The following is a 12,952-nucleotide window of genomic DNA, read 5'->3' on the forward strand; positions in this document are numbered from 1 at the left end:
GCCCGGCGGGAGGCCGTTGCGTCATGCGGAGGCGTACGTATGGGTGCGGGTTGGTATGACGCTGCCCGGCGGGGGGCCGTTGCGTCATGCGAAGGCGTACGTATAGGCGCCGGTTCGTATGACGCAGGCGCCGCCGGCGGGCGGCCCATAGAACTACAAGCGTGTAGTTCTCAAGCCGACACGCCGTCGATGCGTGAGAAAGTTGGGAAAAGTGTTCACAGTGTGACAAAAGTTCACTAACGTGCTTCGCGTTGCCCGTGCGATGGGGAAGTCGCGCGGTCCCGAGTTCACGTAGGGGAGCCACTGTGCCCGTCGCCCGCCCGCACCACCCGTCACCGACCCGGCGGCGTACGACGTCGCGCTGGGTGGGTGCCGTCGTCCTGGTCGCCGGACTCGGGGCCGGGGGTGGCCACGGGGTGGCGTTCGCGGACGAGACCGTCCCCAGCGAGGCGGACGTCTCCGCCGCGCGCGAGAGCGTCGAGCAGAAGGGCCGCGACGTCGCCGCCGTCCAGGCCGACCTGATCCGGGCCGGCCTCGAGCTCGAGTCCGCCGGGGACCGCGCCGCGCGGGCCGCCGAGGCCTGGAACGGGGCTCGCTGGCGCGCTGCCGAGGCTCGCCGCGACGCCAGGGAGGCCGAGGCCGCTGCGGCCGCAGCACGCGAGGACGTGCAGCGCCAGCGCGACCTCTACGCCGCAACGGTCGTGCAGTCCTACGAGGACGGGAGCCAGGTGCAGGGCCTCTCGGCCATCGTCGAGGCCGACGGGGTCGAGGCGCTCATCGACCGCACCGTGACGATGGGCAACACCTCCGACGCGCTCGACCACCAGTACGACTCATTCATCGCCGCGTCGGCCGTCGCCGAGGTCACCGCCAGCACGGCCGAGCAGGCGTCCGAGCGTGCCGCCGGCGCGGCTGCGGAGGCCGAGGAGGCCCGGGACGCGGCCGCCGCCGCCGAGGCCGCCGCCGGCGTCCGGGCGGAGTCGATCGCGACGACGAGGGCGGACCTCATCGCCGAGCTCGCCGAGCTCGAGGGCATCAGCGTCCGGCTCGCGGAGCGGCGCCAGCGCGCGCTCGAGCAGGCCGCCGCCGAGGCCGCCGCTGCCGCGGCCCAGGCCGAGGCGGAGGCGCAGGCGCAGGCCGAGCTCGAGCAGCAAGCGTCCACGCAGACGCCGACGTCCACGCCGACCCAGACGCCCACGCCGACCCAGACGCCCACGCCCACGCCGACCCCGACTCCGACCGGCACGCCCACCCCCACGCCCACCCCGACCCCGACCGGCACGCCCACCCCCACGCCCACCCCGACCCCGACAACGCCGCCCAGCCCAACCCCGACAACGCCGCCCACCCCGCCGCCCACCCCGACCCCCACCCCGCCGCCCACCCCGCCGGCCCCGGCGACCGGCGCGACCGCCGCGATCGCCTTCGCGACCTCGCAGCTGGGCAAGCCCTACAGGTGGGGCGCCGCCGGCCCGGACGCCTGGGACTGCTCGGGGCTCACGTCGGCCGCCTGGGCGAGGGGCGGCCGGTCGCTGCCGCACTACTCGGTGGCGCAGTACACCCAGTCCACCAAGCTCACCGCAGGCCAGCTGGCTCCGGGCGACCTGGTGTTCTGGGGGTCCTCCAGCAGCCCGAGCTCGATCTACCACGTCGCGCTCTACGTCGGCGACGGCCAGATCATCCACGCCCCCCGCACCGGCCGGCCGGTGACGCGGGAGTCGATGTACTCCTGGCGCGCGCCGAACTTCTTCGCCCGGCCCTGACGACCGGGGACGCGGTCTACCGCACCTTGCGCGCGAACCGGTCGGCGAGCTCGCCGGGGTCCAGGTCCCCGTCGAGCACGAGCCGGGTCGGCCACGCCGAGGTGTCGATCCCCGAGAGCTCCTCGAAGAGGGCCAGGTCCTTGGCGTAGACCTCCGCCACGCGGGACAGGTCGTCGGCGGTCGGTGGCGTGCCGGGCACCTGCTCCGCGCCGGCATGCCAGTTCCGCAGCGGCGGCACCTGCTCGAAGCGCGGCAGGCCCAGGAAGTCGGTCGTGCGGTGCACGGTCCCCTCGAAGTCGCCCAGCATCGCGCGCAGCTCGAGCAGCAGCCACTGCTGCCGGTCGAAGAGCTCGAACCCCCGCTGGAGCTGCTCGCCGTAGAACCCGCGCGCGAGTCCCGTCATGTGCCGCCACCGCATGGTGCGTACGTCGTCAGGCACCGCGTCGGGCAGCGACGTGTGCGGCCACTCCGTCAGGAAGTCGGGCCAGTCCGGCCACGCGAGGTTGCGCGAGCGCAGCATCACCCAGTGGGAGAACAGGCGCTCCAGCGGGTCGCGGAAGACCGCGATCAGCGGCATGTCGGGCTTGTAGGCCCGCATCCGCTCCAGCGCGCGCGGCCAGTACAGGTAGGTGGGCGACGCGTCGCCGAGCAGCCTGTGGACGGCCGCGCGCCGCGGCGCGGTGTAGTCGCGCTCGTAGTCCGGGGCCGACCAGTCGACGGTCTCGTCGTCGAAGTAGTGCCGCTCCTTGTCGGGCGCCTGGCACACCAGCCGGTGCTGGTTCAGCGTCACCGCCAGCGTCGACGTGCCGCCCTTCTGCACGCCGACGACGGCGAAGTTGTAGGGCATGGTCCCCAGCGGACCGCCCGAGGAGGTGGCATCCGACACGTTCATCGCGGTGAACCTACCCCCACGGCTACGTTGTCGGCATGGCCACCGACCAGGTCCCGCCCATCGCGGACGAGATCCCCACCGTGCAGCCCGAGTCGCCCGCCGTCGAGCGGGTCGAGGACGACGGCGTGCACGCCGACGACAGTGGCTACCGCCAGCCGTCCGTCGACGTCTCGGCCCTCCGGGCGCTGCTCGACGGCCGCTACCGCGAGGTGCGCGACCTCGTCCGCGCCAACCTCGCCGAGCACGCGCAGGTCCTCCTCGACCAGGAGCAGATGACCACCGCCGACTTCCGCGAGCGGGTCAGGGACGTCGTGGTGCTCATGGCCCGGACCGGGCAGACCGGCATGGGGTTCCCCGAGGAGTACGGCGGCGGGGGCGACATCGGGGCCTCCATCGCCGCCTTCGAGACGCTCGCCTTCGGCGACCTGTCGGTGCTGGTCAAGGTGGGGGTCCAGTTCGGGTTGTTCGGTGGCGCGATCCTCCAGCTCGGCACGAGGTCGCACCACGACGCGTACCTCGCCGACCTCGTCAGCGGCCGCACCATGGGCTGCTTCGCGATGACCGAGAGCGGCCACGGCTCCAACGTGCAGGCCCTCGGCACGGTCGCCACGTACGACGCGGAGACGCAGGAGTTCGTCATCACCACTCCTGACGAGGCGAGCCGCAAGGACTACATCGGCAACGCGGCGGCCCACGCCGAGCTCGCAGTGGTGTTCGCGCAGCTCGAGGTCGGCGGCGAGCGCCACGGGGTGCACGCCTTCGTCGTCCCGGTCCGCGACGGCGGGCGGGTCGTCGACGGCGTGCGGATCGAGGACTGCGGCCCCAAGATGGGTCTCAACGGCGTCGACAACGGCCGGATCTGGTTCGACGCGGTCCGGGTGCCGCGCACCGCGCTGCTCAACCAGTTCGCCGAGGTGACGCCGGAGGGCCGCTACCTCTCGCCGATCGACAACCCCCACAAGCGCTTCTTCACCATGCTCGGCACGCTCGTGCAGGGCCGCGTCTGCGTCGGCGGCGCCGGCATCAACGCCGCCAAGGTCGCGTTGACGATCGCGACGCGCTACGCCGAGCGGCGCCGGCAGTTCGAAGCGACCTCGCCCGACGAGGAGCAGGTGCTCCTCGACTACGGCATGCACCAGCGACGGCTGCTGCCGCTGCTCGCCCGGACGTACGCGCTCCACTTCGCGCAGGACGTGGTGTCCGGGCAGCTGCACGAGGTGTTCTCCGGCCCCGGACCGACCGAGCCCGGCAGCGACGAGCACGCCCGGCGCGTGCTGGAGTCCCGCGCCGCCGGCACCAAGGCGCTGGGGACGTGGCACGCCACCCGCACCATCCAGGAGTGCCGCGAGGCCTGCGGCGGTGCGGGCTACCTGAGCGAGAACCGGTTCGCGGCCCTCAAGGCCGACACCGACGTCTTCACCACCTTCGAGGGTGACAACCACGTCCTGCTCCAGCTCGTCGCCAAGGGGCTGCTGACCGACTACGCCGGCGAGTTCGAGGACATGGACCAGCTCGGCATGGCCCGCTTCGTCGCGGGCCTCGCGGTCGAGACCGTCGTCGAGCGCACCGCGGTGCACAAGCTCGTCCAGTCGGTCCGCGACCTCCTCCCCAGCGGCGACACCTGGGACCAGGAGACGGGGCTGCTCGACCCCAACTACCAGCTCGCGATGCTGCGCTTCCGCGAGGAGCACATGATCGGCAGCGTCGCCCGGCGGCTCAAGCGCGGCATCGACCAGGGGATGAACCCCGGTGCGGTCTTCTCCCGCGTGCAGGACCACGTCATCGCCGCCGCCCGCGCCCACACCGAGCGGCTCGTGCTGGAGGCGTTCGTGGCCAAGGCCGCCGAGCTCCCCGACGGAGACCTCAAGGTCACGCTCAACCTGCTCTGCGACCTCCACGCCCTCACCACCATCGAGGCCGACCGCGCCTGGTTCATGGAGCACGGCCGCCTCTCCAGCACTCGCTCGAAGGCCATCAGCCGCGAGGTCAACGCGCTGTGCCGCAAGATCCGGCCCCTGGCGGTCGACCTCGTGGACGCGTTCGGCGTGCCGGAGGAGATGCTGCGCAGCCCGGAGCTCCTGTCGTGGCCGGTCGGGTCGGACGGCTGAGATGGGCGCCCCCGGCCCCGGCGACAGCCTGTCGCCGCTGCCCGGAGCGCTGAGCTGCTGCCGAGGCACGAAGGGGGCCCCGGCCATGACCTTCGGCGGCCTGCCGACCCGTTGGGAGCCGCCCGGCGCGAGCCGCGGCGTGGCGCTCGTCGCCCCCGGCCGGGCGTACTCACCGAGCGCGCCCCTGCTCGAGTTCGCGCGCCGCGCGCTGCTGCAGCACGGGTTCACCGTCCAGCAGCTGTGGTGGGACTCCACCACCCGCGGCGAGGAGGACCCCGGGACGTGGGTACGCCGGCACGTGGCCGCGGCGCACGCCGCCGAGGGCGCCGACCGCGTGCTCGTCGTCGGCAAGTCGCTCGGCACCCGCGCCGCTTCGTACGCCGCCGAGCACGGGCTTGACGCCGTCTGGCTGACCCCGCTGCTCGTCGAGCCGGTCGTCGCCGACGCGATCGGCGCCCATCCGGGCCGGCAGCTCCTCGTCGGCGGGCTGGCCGACGAGCTGTGGGAGCCCGGCGTGGCCCGAGCGCTGGCCCGCGGCGGCTGCGAGGTCCTCGAGGTGCCGGATGCCGACCACTCCATGGGCACGTCGGACGCGGTCCGCACCGTCGAGATCCACCTGGAGGTCGCCCGGGCCGTGGACGCCTTCCTGGCACGGACCTGACCCCTCAGCGCCCAGGAGTGGGGCCGGGGGTGGGGTCCGGGGGGTGGGGGTCAGGCCGCGAGCACGAGCCTGCCCACCGGGCCGGCCTGGGGGCTCAGGCGTCCTCGCCGAGGCTGTCGTCGGCCATGTTGTCGAGGTCGTTGCCGTGGCCCTCGGTCTCGAACCGCTCGAACGACGCGCGGACCTCCGCCTCGGCCTCGGTGCGGCCGACCCAGTCGGCGCCCTCGACGGACTTGCCCGGCTCGAGGTCCTTGTAGACCTCGAAGAAGTGCTGGATCTCCAGGCGGTCGTACTTGGAGACGTGGTTGATGTCGCGCAGGTGCTCCAGGCGCGGGTCGTGGCTCGGGACGCAGAGCACCTTGTCGTCGCCGCCGGCCTCGTCGGTCATCCGGAACATGCCGATCGCGCGGCACTCGATGATGCACCCGGGGAAGGTCGGCTGCTGGAGGATCACCAGCGCGTCGAGCGGGTCGCCGTCCTGGCCGAGGGTGTTCTCGATGAAGCCGTAGTCGGCGGGGTAGGCCGTCGAGGTGAAGAGCATGCGGTCCAGCCGGATGCGTCCGGTCTCGTGGTCGACCTCGTACTTGTTGCGCTCACCCTTGGGGATCTCCACCACCACGTCGAACGTCAGCACGTCTTCCTCCACTCTCCGGCACGTCGTCGGGCCGCTCGCCGCGACCGGGCGGCAGCCCGACGCGTTGTCCTCGGGGCAGTCTCGCGCACAATGGCCCCGATGCGCGAAGCGAAGAGGCCCGAACGGCGGCGACGTGACGTACGCCACCCCGTGACGGTGTGGCTGCCGACGGTGCTGGTCCTGGCGCTGCTGGCCACGGGGGTCGGCGCCCACCGGTTCGAGTGGGGACAGCGCTACCTGCCGTGGCTCGCCGCGGACCCGGTGACCGAGCCGGAGCAGATGCTTCCGCCGGCGGGCCTCGAGCTGCCCGCGTGGTCCCCGCCCGCCGCCCCCGCGCACCCGATCGACGCGTCGGCCCCGATCGTGCCGGCGCGGGTGGCGGCCGCGGTCTCCGACGAGCTCGCGGACCCCGACCTCGGCCGCCACGTCGTCGGCGCCGTCTCCTCGCTGGCGCCGGGACCACCGGTGTGGACCTCCGGCGACGGGCGCTACCTGCCGGCCTCGACGACCAAGCTGCTCACCCTCGGCGCGGCGCTCGAGGTCCTCGGCCCCGACCACACCTTCACCACGAGGGTCGTGCGCGGTGCCTCGCGGCGCGAGGTCGTCCTCGTCGGCGGGGGCGACCCGCTCCTGGCCAGCGAGCCGGTGACCCTCGCGGAGGCGGGCTCGGCGTACCCGCCGCGCGCGGACGTGACGACGCTGGCGCTGGCCGTGGCCGACGCCCTCGGCGGTCGCGGCCGGGTGGAGGTCCGCTTCGACGACACCCTCTTCAGCGGCCCGACCGACAACCCGGCCTGGCGTCGTGACTACGTCCCCGACGACATCGTCAGCCCGATCACCTCGCTCATGGTCGACGGCGGGCGCGAGGCCGACGGGCAGTCCCGCTCGGACGACCCGTCATTAGCCGCGGCCCGGGTCCTCGCCGACGGCCTGCGGTCCGCGGGACTCCGGGTCGTCGGCGCGCCGCGGCGCGGCGCGGCCCCTCCCGGGGCCGAGCAGCTCGCCGCCGTCGAGAGCGCCCCGCTGTCGCAGGTCGCCGAACGGATCATCGACGTCAGCGACAACGAGGGCGCGGAGGTCGTCGCCCACCACGTCGGCATCGCCACGTCGGGCACCGGATCCTTCGAGGCGGGCGCCGCGGGCGTGACCGGGACGCTCCGCGCGATGGGCATCGACGTCGCTCGCGACCGGGTCCGCGACGGCTCCGGGCTCTCGCGGCGCAACCGGGTCTCGACCGCGACCCTCCTCGGCCTCGTCCAGCGTGCGGCCGGCCCGGACGGCGAGCGCCTGCGCAGCCTGGTCACCGGGCTCCCCGTCGCCGGCTTCACGGGGTCGCTGACCTACCGGTTCGCCGAGGGGCCTGCCGTGGCACGCGGCCTGGTCCGGGCCAAGACCGGCACGCTCACCGGGGTGCACGCGCTGGCCGGGATCGCGGTCGGCCGCGACGGAGCGCCGATGGCGTTCGTGCTCGCCGCCGACCGGGTCGCCCCCGAGGACGGCCTCGACGCCCAGGAGGCGCTGGACCGCGCCGCCGCCGCCCTGGCTGCCTGCCGCTGCTCGACGACTGCGTCGGCCGGCTAGGGCCTGCGTCCCGCCGCGCAGCCCCGGCGCCCGCGCGACGTCCCCTTCCCGCGGTCCGGGAGGCGATTCCTCGCCCCCGGCTAGGGTCGGCACATGGACCTCGTCGACTGGGACTTCGCCGTCACCGTGGGATCCCGCATCGCCGGGCCGGGACCCGACGTGTCGGCCGACGAGGCGGCCGCCGCCGTGCTCGAGCTGCGCGAGGGTGCGGCCCGCTCCACCCCGCTGGTCCGGGACTTCACCGGGCTGCAGGCGGAGGCCGGGACCGCGCCGGTGCTGGTCGTCGACCGCCGCGGCTGGCTGCGTGCGAACGCCGACGGCTTCGCCAGGATCCTCACCCCGGTCGTCGACCGGCTCGTCGAGAAGAGGGGCGCGCCTTCGGCCCTCGCCGGTGTCGTCGGCACCAGGGTGACGGGCGCCGAGGTGGGCCTGCTGCTCGGCTTCCTCAGCAGCAAGGTGCTCGGCCAGTTCGACCCGTTCCACGAGCCGCACGGCCGGCTCCTGCTCGTGGCGCCCAACATCGTCCACGTCGAGCGCGAGATCGGTGCCGACCCGACGGACTTCCGGCTGTGGGTGTGCCTCCACGAGGAGACCCACCGCGTCCAGTTCACCGCCAACCCGTGGCTCGGGCAGCACCTGATGAGCCAGATGCACGCGGTCGCCGACACCATCGAGCCCAGCGCCCTCCTCGACGGCCTGCGGCGCGGTGCCGAGGCGATCCGCGGCGGCGACGGCAGCATCATCGACCTCGTCTCCTCGCCGGAGCAGAAGGAGATCCTCGACCGGGTCACCGGCGTGATGTCGCTGCTGGAGGGACACGCCGACGTGGTGATGGACGGCGTCGGACCCACCGTCATCCCGTCGGTCGCGGAGATCCGCCAGAAGTTCAACCAGCGACGCAAGGGCGCCGGTTCGATCGACAGGCTGCTGCGCCGGCTGCTCGGCCTCGACGCCAAGATGGCGCAGTACCGCGACGGCGCGGTGTTCGTGCGTCACGTGGTCGACAAGGTCGGCATGGCCGACTTCAACGCCGTGTGGACGGGGCCGGAGACCCTGCCGTCGAAGGCCGAGATCGCCGACCCCGACGCCTGGGTCGCCCGCGTGCTGTGACCCTGCACCCCTCGGTCGCCGCCGTCCGCGTGCCGGTCCGGGCGGCGCTGTCCGAGCTGTCGCCCGGCGACACCGTCGGAGTCGCCTGCAGCGGGGGCGCCGACTCCCTGGCCCTCGCGTCGGCCGCCGTCTTCGAGGGACACAAGCTCGGTCTGCGCGTCGTCGGCGTGACCGTCGACCACGGCCTGCAGCCCGGCTCCGCCGCGCAGGCCGACCGCGTCGTCTCCCAGCTCGCAGCGATGGGGGTGGACGAGACCCTCACCGCGCGCGTCGACGTGGGGACGGCGTCGGGGCTCGGTCCCGAGGCCGCCGCCCGCGAGGCGAGGTACGCCGTCCTGGAGCAGGTCGCCGCACACCTCTCGGCGCGGGCGGTGCTGCTGGGGCACACCCTCGACGACCAGGCCGAGACGGTGCTGCTCGGCCTCACCCGCGGGTCGGGAGGCCGGTCGCTGCAGGGCATGCGGCCCGCGTTCGACGTCTTCGTGCGCCCGCTGCTGGGGGTGCGCCGCGTGGACACCGTGACGGCCTGCCAGGTCGAGGGCCTCGAGACCTGGGACGACCCGCACAACCACGATCCCGGCTTCACGCGCGTCCGGGTGCGCGACCACGTGCTGCCCGTCCTCGAGGCGGAGCTCGGCCCCGGGATCGCCGAGGCGCTGGCCCGCACGGCCGACCAGCTGCGCGAGGACACCGCCCTCCTCGACGAGCTCGCCGCGGCGGCGTACGACCGCGCCGCCCGGGACGGAGGGCTCGACGTCGCCGCCCTGGCGGCCGAGGCGCCGGCGCTGCGGCACCGCGTCGTGCACCGCGCGGCGCTCGCGGCGGGCGTGCCGCCGTCGGAGCTCACCCGCGACCACGTCCTCGCGGTCGACGCGCTGCTCACGGACTGGCGCGGGCAGAAGTGGATCGACCTCCCCGGCCACCGGCGCGCCCTGCGGCGCAGCGGCCTGCTCGTGCTCGAGGCTCGGTGACGCTCGTCCGGGCACGCCCACGTCCCGTAGGGTGCGCAGGGCCACGTACGTCGGGTCGTCGCACCCGGCGCCGGGTGCTCCAGAGCGGAGGAACGTCATGGACCGCGTGCTGGTCGTGGAGGACGACGACGACATCCGCGACCTCATCGTCCTCGCGCTGACCGGACGCGGGCTGCGGGTGCACGACTTCGCGGACCCGGTGGCGGCGCTGGACTTCGCCTCCACGGCCACCTGCGACGCCGCGGTGCTCGACTGGAGCATGCCCCGCATGCACGGTGGCGAGCTCTGCGCCCGGCTGCGCGAGCTGCCGCACCTGCGCGACGCACCCGTCGTCATCGTCACCGCGCACGCCGACGCCGAGACCCGCGACCGGGCCACCGCCGCAGGCGCGACCCGCTTCGTCACCAAGCCGTTCTCGTTGAAGCAGCTCGCCGAGGTGGTCGTCGACCTGCTGGCGGGGTGAGGACCGCGCCGACGCACGCCCTAGGCTGCAGCCCATGGACTCGTCCCACGTGGAGCACGACCTGGTCAACGTCCTCTTCACCGAGGAGCAGATCCAGCAGCGGCTCGCCGAGATGGCGTTGCAGATCTCCGAGGACTACGCGGGACGCGACCTGCTCGTGGTCGGCGTGCTCCGCGGCGCCGTGATGGTGATGGCCGACCTCGCGCGCGCGATGCCCGGCCACCTGGAGATGGACTGGATGGCCGTCACCTCCTACGGCTCGGGCACCAAGTCGTCCGGCGTCGTGCGGATCCTCAAGGACCTCGACACCGACATCAGCGGCCGTGACGTGCTCATCGTCGACGAGATCATCGACACCGGGCTCACCCTCAGCTGGCTGGTCAACAACCTCTCGAGCCGCAACCCGGCGAGCGTCGAGATCGCCACGCTGCTGCGCAAGCCCGAGGCCCTGTCGATGCCCGTCGAGCCGAAGTACGTCGGGTGGGACATCCCCAACGAGTTCGTCGTGGGGTACGGCCTCGACTACCGCGAGCGCTACCGCAACCTGCGCGACATCGGGACCCTCGCCCCCCACGTCTACAGCTGACCCCGCAGCGGCCGCCGCTCGCGGGGGTCGCCCCGCTACACCCCGCCTGAAAGAATGAGCCTCCCGGTGACGTCCGGCGTCGCCACCTCAATCCCCAACCGGTGAAAGTTGCCTGTGAAGCGCATATTCAAGGGTCCCTGGCTGTGGATCGTCCTGTCCGCCTTCGCGGTGCTCCTGGCGATCCAGTTCCTCGCGCCCAGTGACGGCTACGACGAGGTCAAGACCTCGACCCTCGCCTCCTACATCGACGACGGCTCGGTCGACGAGATCCTGTTCATCGACGGTGACCAGGTCATCGAGGCCACCCTCGACGAGGGCACCCGCGACGACGGCGACAAGGTGACCGCCCACTACATCCAGGGGGAGCAGGAGGCGCTGCTGGAGGCGGTCAAGGAGCAGTTCGCCGAGGGCACGATCTCCGACTACGACTCCGACAACCCGCAGCCGAGCTTCCTCGGCTCGCTGCTGGCGACGCTGCTGCCCTTCGCGCTGATCATCCTGCTGTTCGTCTTCCTGATGAACCAGGCCCAGGGCGGCGGCGGCCGCGGGGTGATGCAGTTCGCCAAGTCCAAGGCCAAGCTCATCACCAAGGACATGCCCAAGACGACGTTCAGCGACGTCGCCGGCTGCGAGGAGGCGATCGAGGAGCTCGGCGAGATCAAGGAGTTCCTCACCGACCCGGCCAAGTTCCAGGCCGTCGGCGCCAAGATCCCCAAGGGCGTGCTGCTCTACGGCCCGCCCGGCACCGGCAAGACCCTCCTCGCGCGCGCCGTCGCCGGCGAGGCCGGGGTGCCCTTCTACTCCATCTCCGGCTCCGACTTCGTCGAGATGTTCGTCGGCGTCGGTGCCAGCCGCGTCCGCGACCTCTTCGAGCAGGCCAAGGAGAACCCGCCGGCCATCGTCTTCATCGACGAGATCGACGCCGTGGGCCGCCACCGCGGTGCGGGCATGGGCGGTGGCCACGACGAGCGCGAGCAGACGCTCAACCAGCTGCTCGTCGAGATGGACGGCTTCGACGTGCGCGGCGGCGTGATCCTCATCGCCGCCACGAACCGCCCCGACGTCCTCGACCCCGCGCTGCTGCGCCCGGGCCGCTTCGACCGGCAGGTGCAGGTCGACGCCCCCGACCTCAACGGCCGCTACCAGATCCTCAAGGTCCACTCCCGCGGCAAGCCGATCGCGCAGGACATCGACCTGATGAGCATCGCCCGTCGCACCCCCGGCTTCACCGGCGCCGACCTGGCCAACGTGCTCAACGAGGCCGCGCTGCTGACCGCCCGCAGCAACGCCAAGCTCATCACCGACGCCTCGCTCGACGAGGCGATCGACCGCGTCATCGCCGGCCCGCAGCGTCGTACGCGCCTGATGAGCGAGCGCGAGAAGCTCATCACCGCCTACCACGAGGGCGGCCACGCCCTGGTCGCGGCGGCGCTGCCCGGCACCGACCCGGTGCACAAGGTGACGATCCTGCCGCGCGGTCGCGCGCTCGGCTACACGATGGTGCTGCCCGACCGCGACAAGTACTCCCAGACCCGCAGCGAGATGCTCGACTCGCTCGCCTACATGCTGGGCGGGATGGCGGCGGAGGCGCTGATCTTCCACGACGTGACCTCCGGAGCGGGCAACGACATCGAGAAGGCGACCAACCTGGCGCGCGCCATGGTCACGCAGTACGGCATGACCGAGCGCCTCGGCGCGGTCAAGCTCGGCGACAGCAACTCCGAGCCCTTCCTGGGTCGCGACATGGGCCACACGCGCAACTACTCCGAGAAGACGGCCGCGGCGGTCGACGAGGAGGTGAAGGCGCTGCTCAACCACGCGCACCAGGAGGCCTTCGAGATCCTCGAGACCAACCGCGACGTGCTCGACGCGCTCGTGCTGGCGCTGCTGGACAAGGAGACGCTCGACAAGGCGGAGATCGCCGAGATCTTCGAGCCGCTCACCCGGCGCCCGACGCGCCCGGCCTGGACGGGCTCGCCCGAGCGGGTGCCCTCCTCGATCCCGCCCGTCGACATCCCGCAGGAGATCCGCGACCGTGCCCTGGCCGGCGCGGCTGCCGAGGAGCCGGAGGCCGGCGCGATCCTGACGCCCCCGGGAGCCGGCGGCGACCTCCACGGCACGCCGGAGGTCGGTCCGGAGGCGCCCGTCCCGCCACGCCCGGACGCCCCGTGACCGACCCGATC

At 73.2% G+C, this 12,952-nt stretch carries 11 protein-coding genes; 9 read left to right on the top strand and 2 right to left on the bottom strand.

Annotation, left to right across the window (positions count from 1 at the left end; translation table 11 throughout):
- Positions 1 to 305 precede the first annotated feature (305 nt).
- Complete coding sequence (locus J3P32_RS10250) at positions 306 to 1,763, top strand: C40 family peptidase (RefSeq protein ID WP_307861651.1); 1,458 nt, start codon at positions 306 to 308, stop codon at positions 1,761 to 1,763.
- Between the two features lie 16 nt (positions 1,764 to 1,779).
- On the opposite strand, the gene J3P32_RS10255 is transcribed toward J3P32_RS10250, so the two are convergent.
- Complete coding sequence (locus tag J3P32_RS10255) at positions 1,780 to 2,655, bottom strand: sulfotransferase domain-containing protein (protein WP_210439670.1); 876 nt, start codon at positions 2,653 to 2,655, stop codon at positions 1,780 to 1,782.
- 35 nt (positions 2,656 to 2,690) lie between these two features.
- On the opposite strand from J3P32_RS10255, the gene J3P32_RS10260 reads away from it, so the two are divergent.
- Both J3P32_RS10260 and J3P32_RS10265 read left to right on the top strand, forming a co-directional pair.
- Entirely contained in the window at positions 2,691 to 4,763 is a 2,073-nt protein-coding gene (locus J3P32_RS10260; RefSeq protein WP_210439671.1) for an acyl-CoA dehydrogenase family protein, read from the top strand.
- A gap of 85 nt (positions 4,764 to 4,848) precedes the next feature.
- Positions 4,849 to 5,424, top strand: a complete 576-nt coding sequence (locus tag J3P32_RS10265) for an alpha/beta fold hydrolase (RefSeq protein WP_210439672.1) — start codon at positions 4,849 to 4,851, stop codon at positions 5,422 to 5,424.
- Between the two features lie 94 nt (positions 5,425 to 5,518).
- On the opposite strand, the gene J3P32_RS10270 is transcribed toward J3P32_RS10265, so the two are convergent.
- Positions 5,519 to 6,055 (bottom strand): inorganic diphosphatase, encoded by a 537-nt coding sequence (locus tag J3P32_RS10270; RefSeq protein WP_210440743.1) that lies wholly within the window; start codon positions 6,053 to 6,055, stop codon positions 5,519 to 5,521.
- Between the two features lie 102 nt (positions 6,056 to 6,157).
- Between J3P32_RS10270 and dacB the strand changes: the two genes are divergently transcribed.
- From dacB to ftsH, 6 genes are all read left to right on the top strand, one after another.
- Positions 6,158 to 7,639: a D-alanyl-D-alanine carboxypeptidase/D-alanyl-D-alanine endopeptidase gene (dacB, locus tag J3P32_RS10275; RefSeq protein WP_210439673.1), complete on the top strand. Its 1,482-nt coding sequence runs from the start codon at positions 6,158 to 6,160 to the stop codon at positions 7,637 to 7,639.
- Between the two features lie 93 nt (positions 7,640 to 7,732).
- Entirely contained in the window at positions 7,733 to 8,749 is a 1,017-nt protein-coding gene (locus tag J3P32_RS10280) for a zinc-dependent metalloprotease (RefSeq protein ID WP_210439674.1), read from the top strand.
- Positions 8,746 to 9,720, top strand: coding sequence for a tRNA lysidine(34) synthetase TilS (gene tilS, locus J3P32_RS10285; protein ID WP_210439675.1), 975 nt, complete (start codon positions 8,746 to 8,748; stop codon positions 9,718 to 9,720). Before J3P32_RS10280 ends, tilS begins: the two co-directional genes overlap by 4 nt.
- 97 nt (positions 9,721 to 9,817) lie before the next feature.
- A complete protein-coding gene (locus J3P32_RS10290) occupies positions 9,818 to 10,183 on the top strand; it encodes a response regulator (protein ID WP_210439676.1) in 366 nt (121 codons plus the stop codon).
- A 34-nt stretch (positions 10,184 to 10,217) separates the two neighbouring features.
- Positions 10,218 to 10,769, top strand: a complete 552-nt coding sequence (gene hpt, locus J3P32_RS10295; RefSeq protein ID WP_210439677.1) for a hypoxanthine phosphoribosyltransferase — start codon at positions 10,218 to 10,220, stop codon at positions 10,767 to 10,769.
- Between the two features lie 114 nt (positions 10,770 to 10,883).
- Positions 10,884 to 12,941 (top strand): ATP-dependent zinc metalloprotease FtsH, encoded by a 2,058-nt coding sequence (gene ftsH / locus J3P32_RS10300; RefSeq protein ID WP_374222513.1) that lies wholly within the window; start codon positions 10,884 to 10,886, stop codon positions 12,939 to 12,941.
- The last annotated feature ends 11 nt before the right edge of the window (positions 12,942 to 12,952 follow it).

It is taken from the genome of Nocardioides xinjiangensis, assembly GCF_017916385.1.
Lineage (GTDB): Bacteria > Actinomycetota > Actinomycetes > Propionibacteriales > Nocardioidaceae > Nocardioides > Nocardioides xinjiangensis.

Bases quoted from the DNA above. Each gene is read 5' to 3' on its own strand.
- J3P32_RS10255 (WP_210439670.1), bottom strand. From the start codon at position 2,655: ATGAACGTGTCGGATGCCACCTCCTCGGGCGGTCCGCTGGGGACCATG.
- J3P32_RS10260 (WP_210439671.1), top strand. From the start codon at position 2,691: ATGGCCACCGACCAGGTCCCGCCCATCGCGGACGAGATCCCCACCGTG.
- J3P32_RS10265 (WP_210439672.1), top strand. From the start codon at position 4,849: ATGACCTTCGGCGGCCTGCCGACCCGTTGGGAGCCGCCCGGCGCGAGC.
- dacB (WP_210439673.1), top strand. From the start codon at position 6,158: ATGCGCGAAGCGAAGAGGCCCGAACGGCGGCGACGTGACGTACGCCAC.
- J3P32_RS10280 (WP_210439674.1), top strand. From the start codon at position 7,733: ATGGACCTCGTCGACTGGGACTTCGCCGTCACCGTGGGATCCCGCATC.
- J3P32_RS10290 (WP_210439676.1), top strand. From the start codon at position 9,818: ATGGACCGCGTGCTGGTCGTGGAGGACGACGACGACATCCGCGACCTC.
- hpt (WP_210439677.1), top strand. From the start codon at position 10,218: ATGGACTCGTCCCACGTGGAGCACGACCTGGTCAACGTCCTCTTCACC.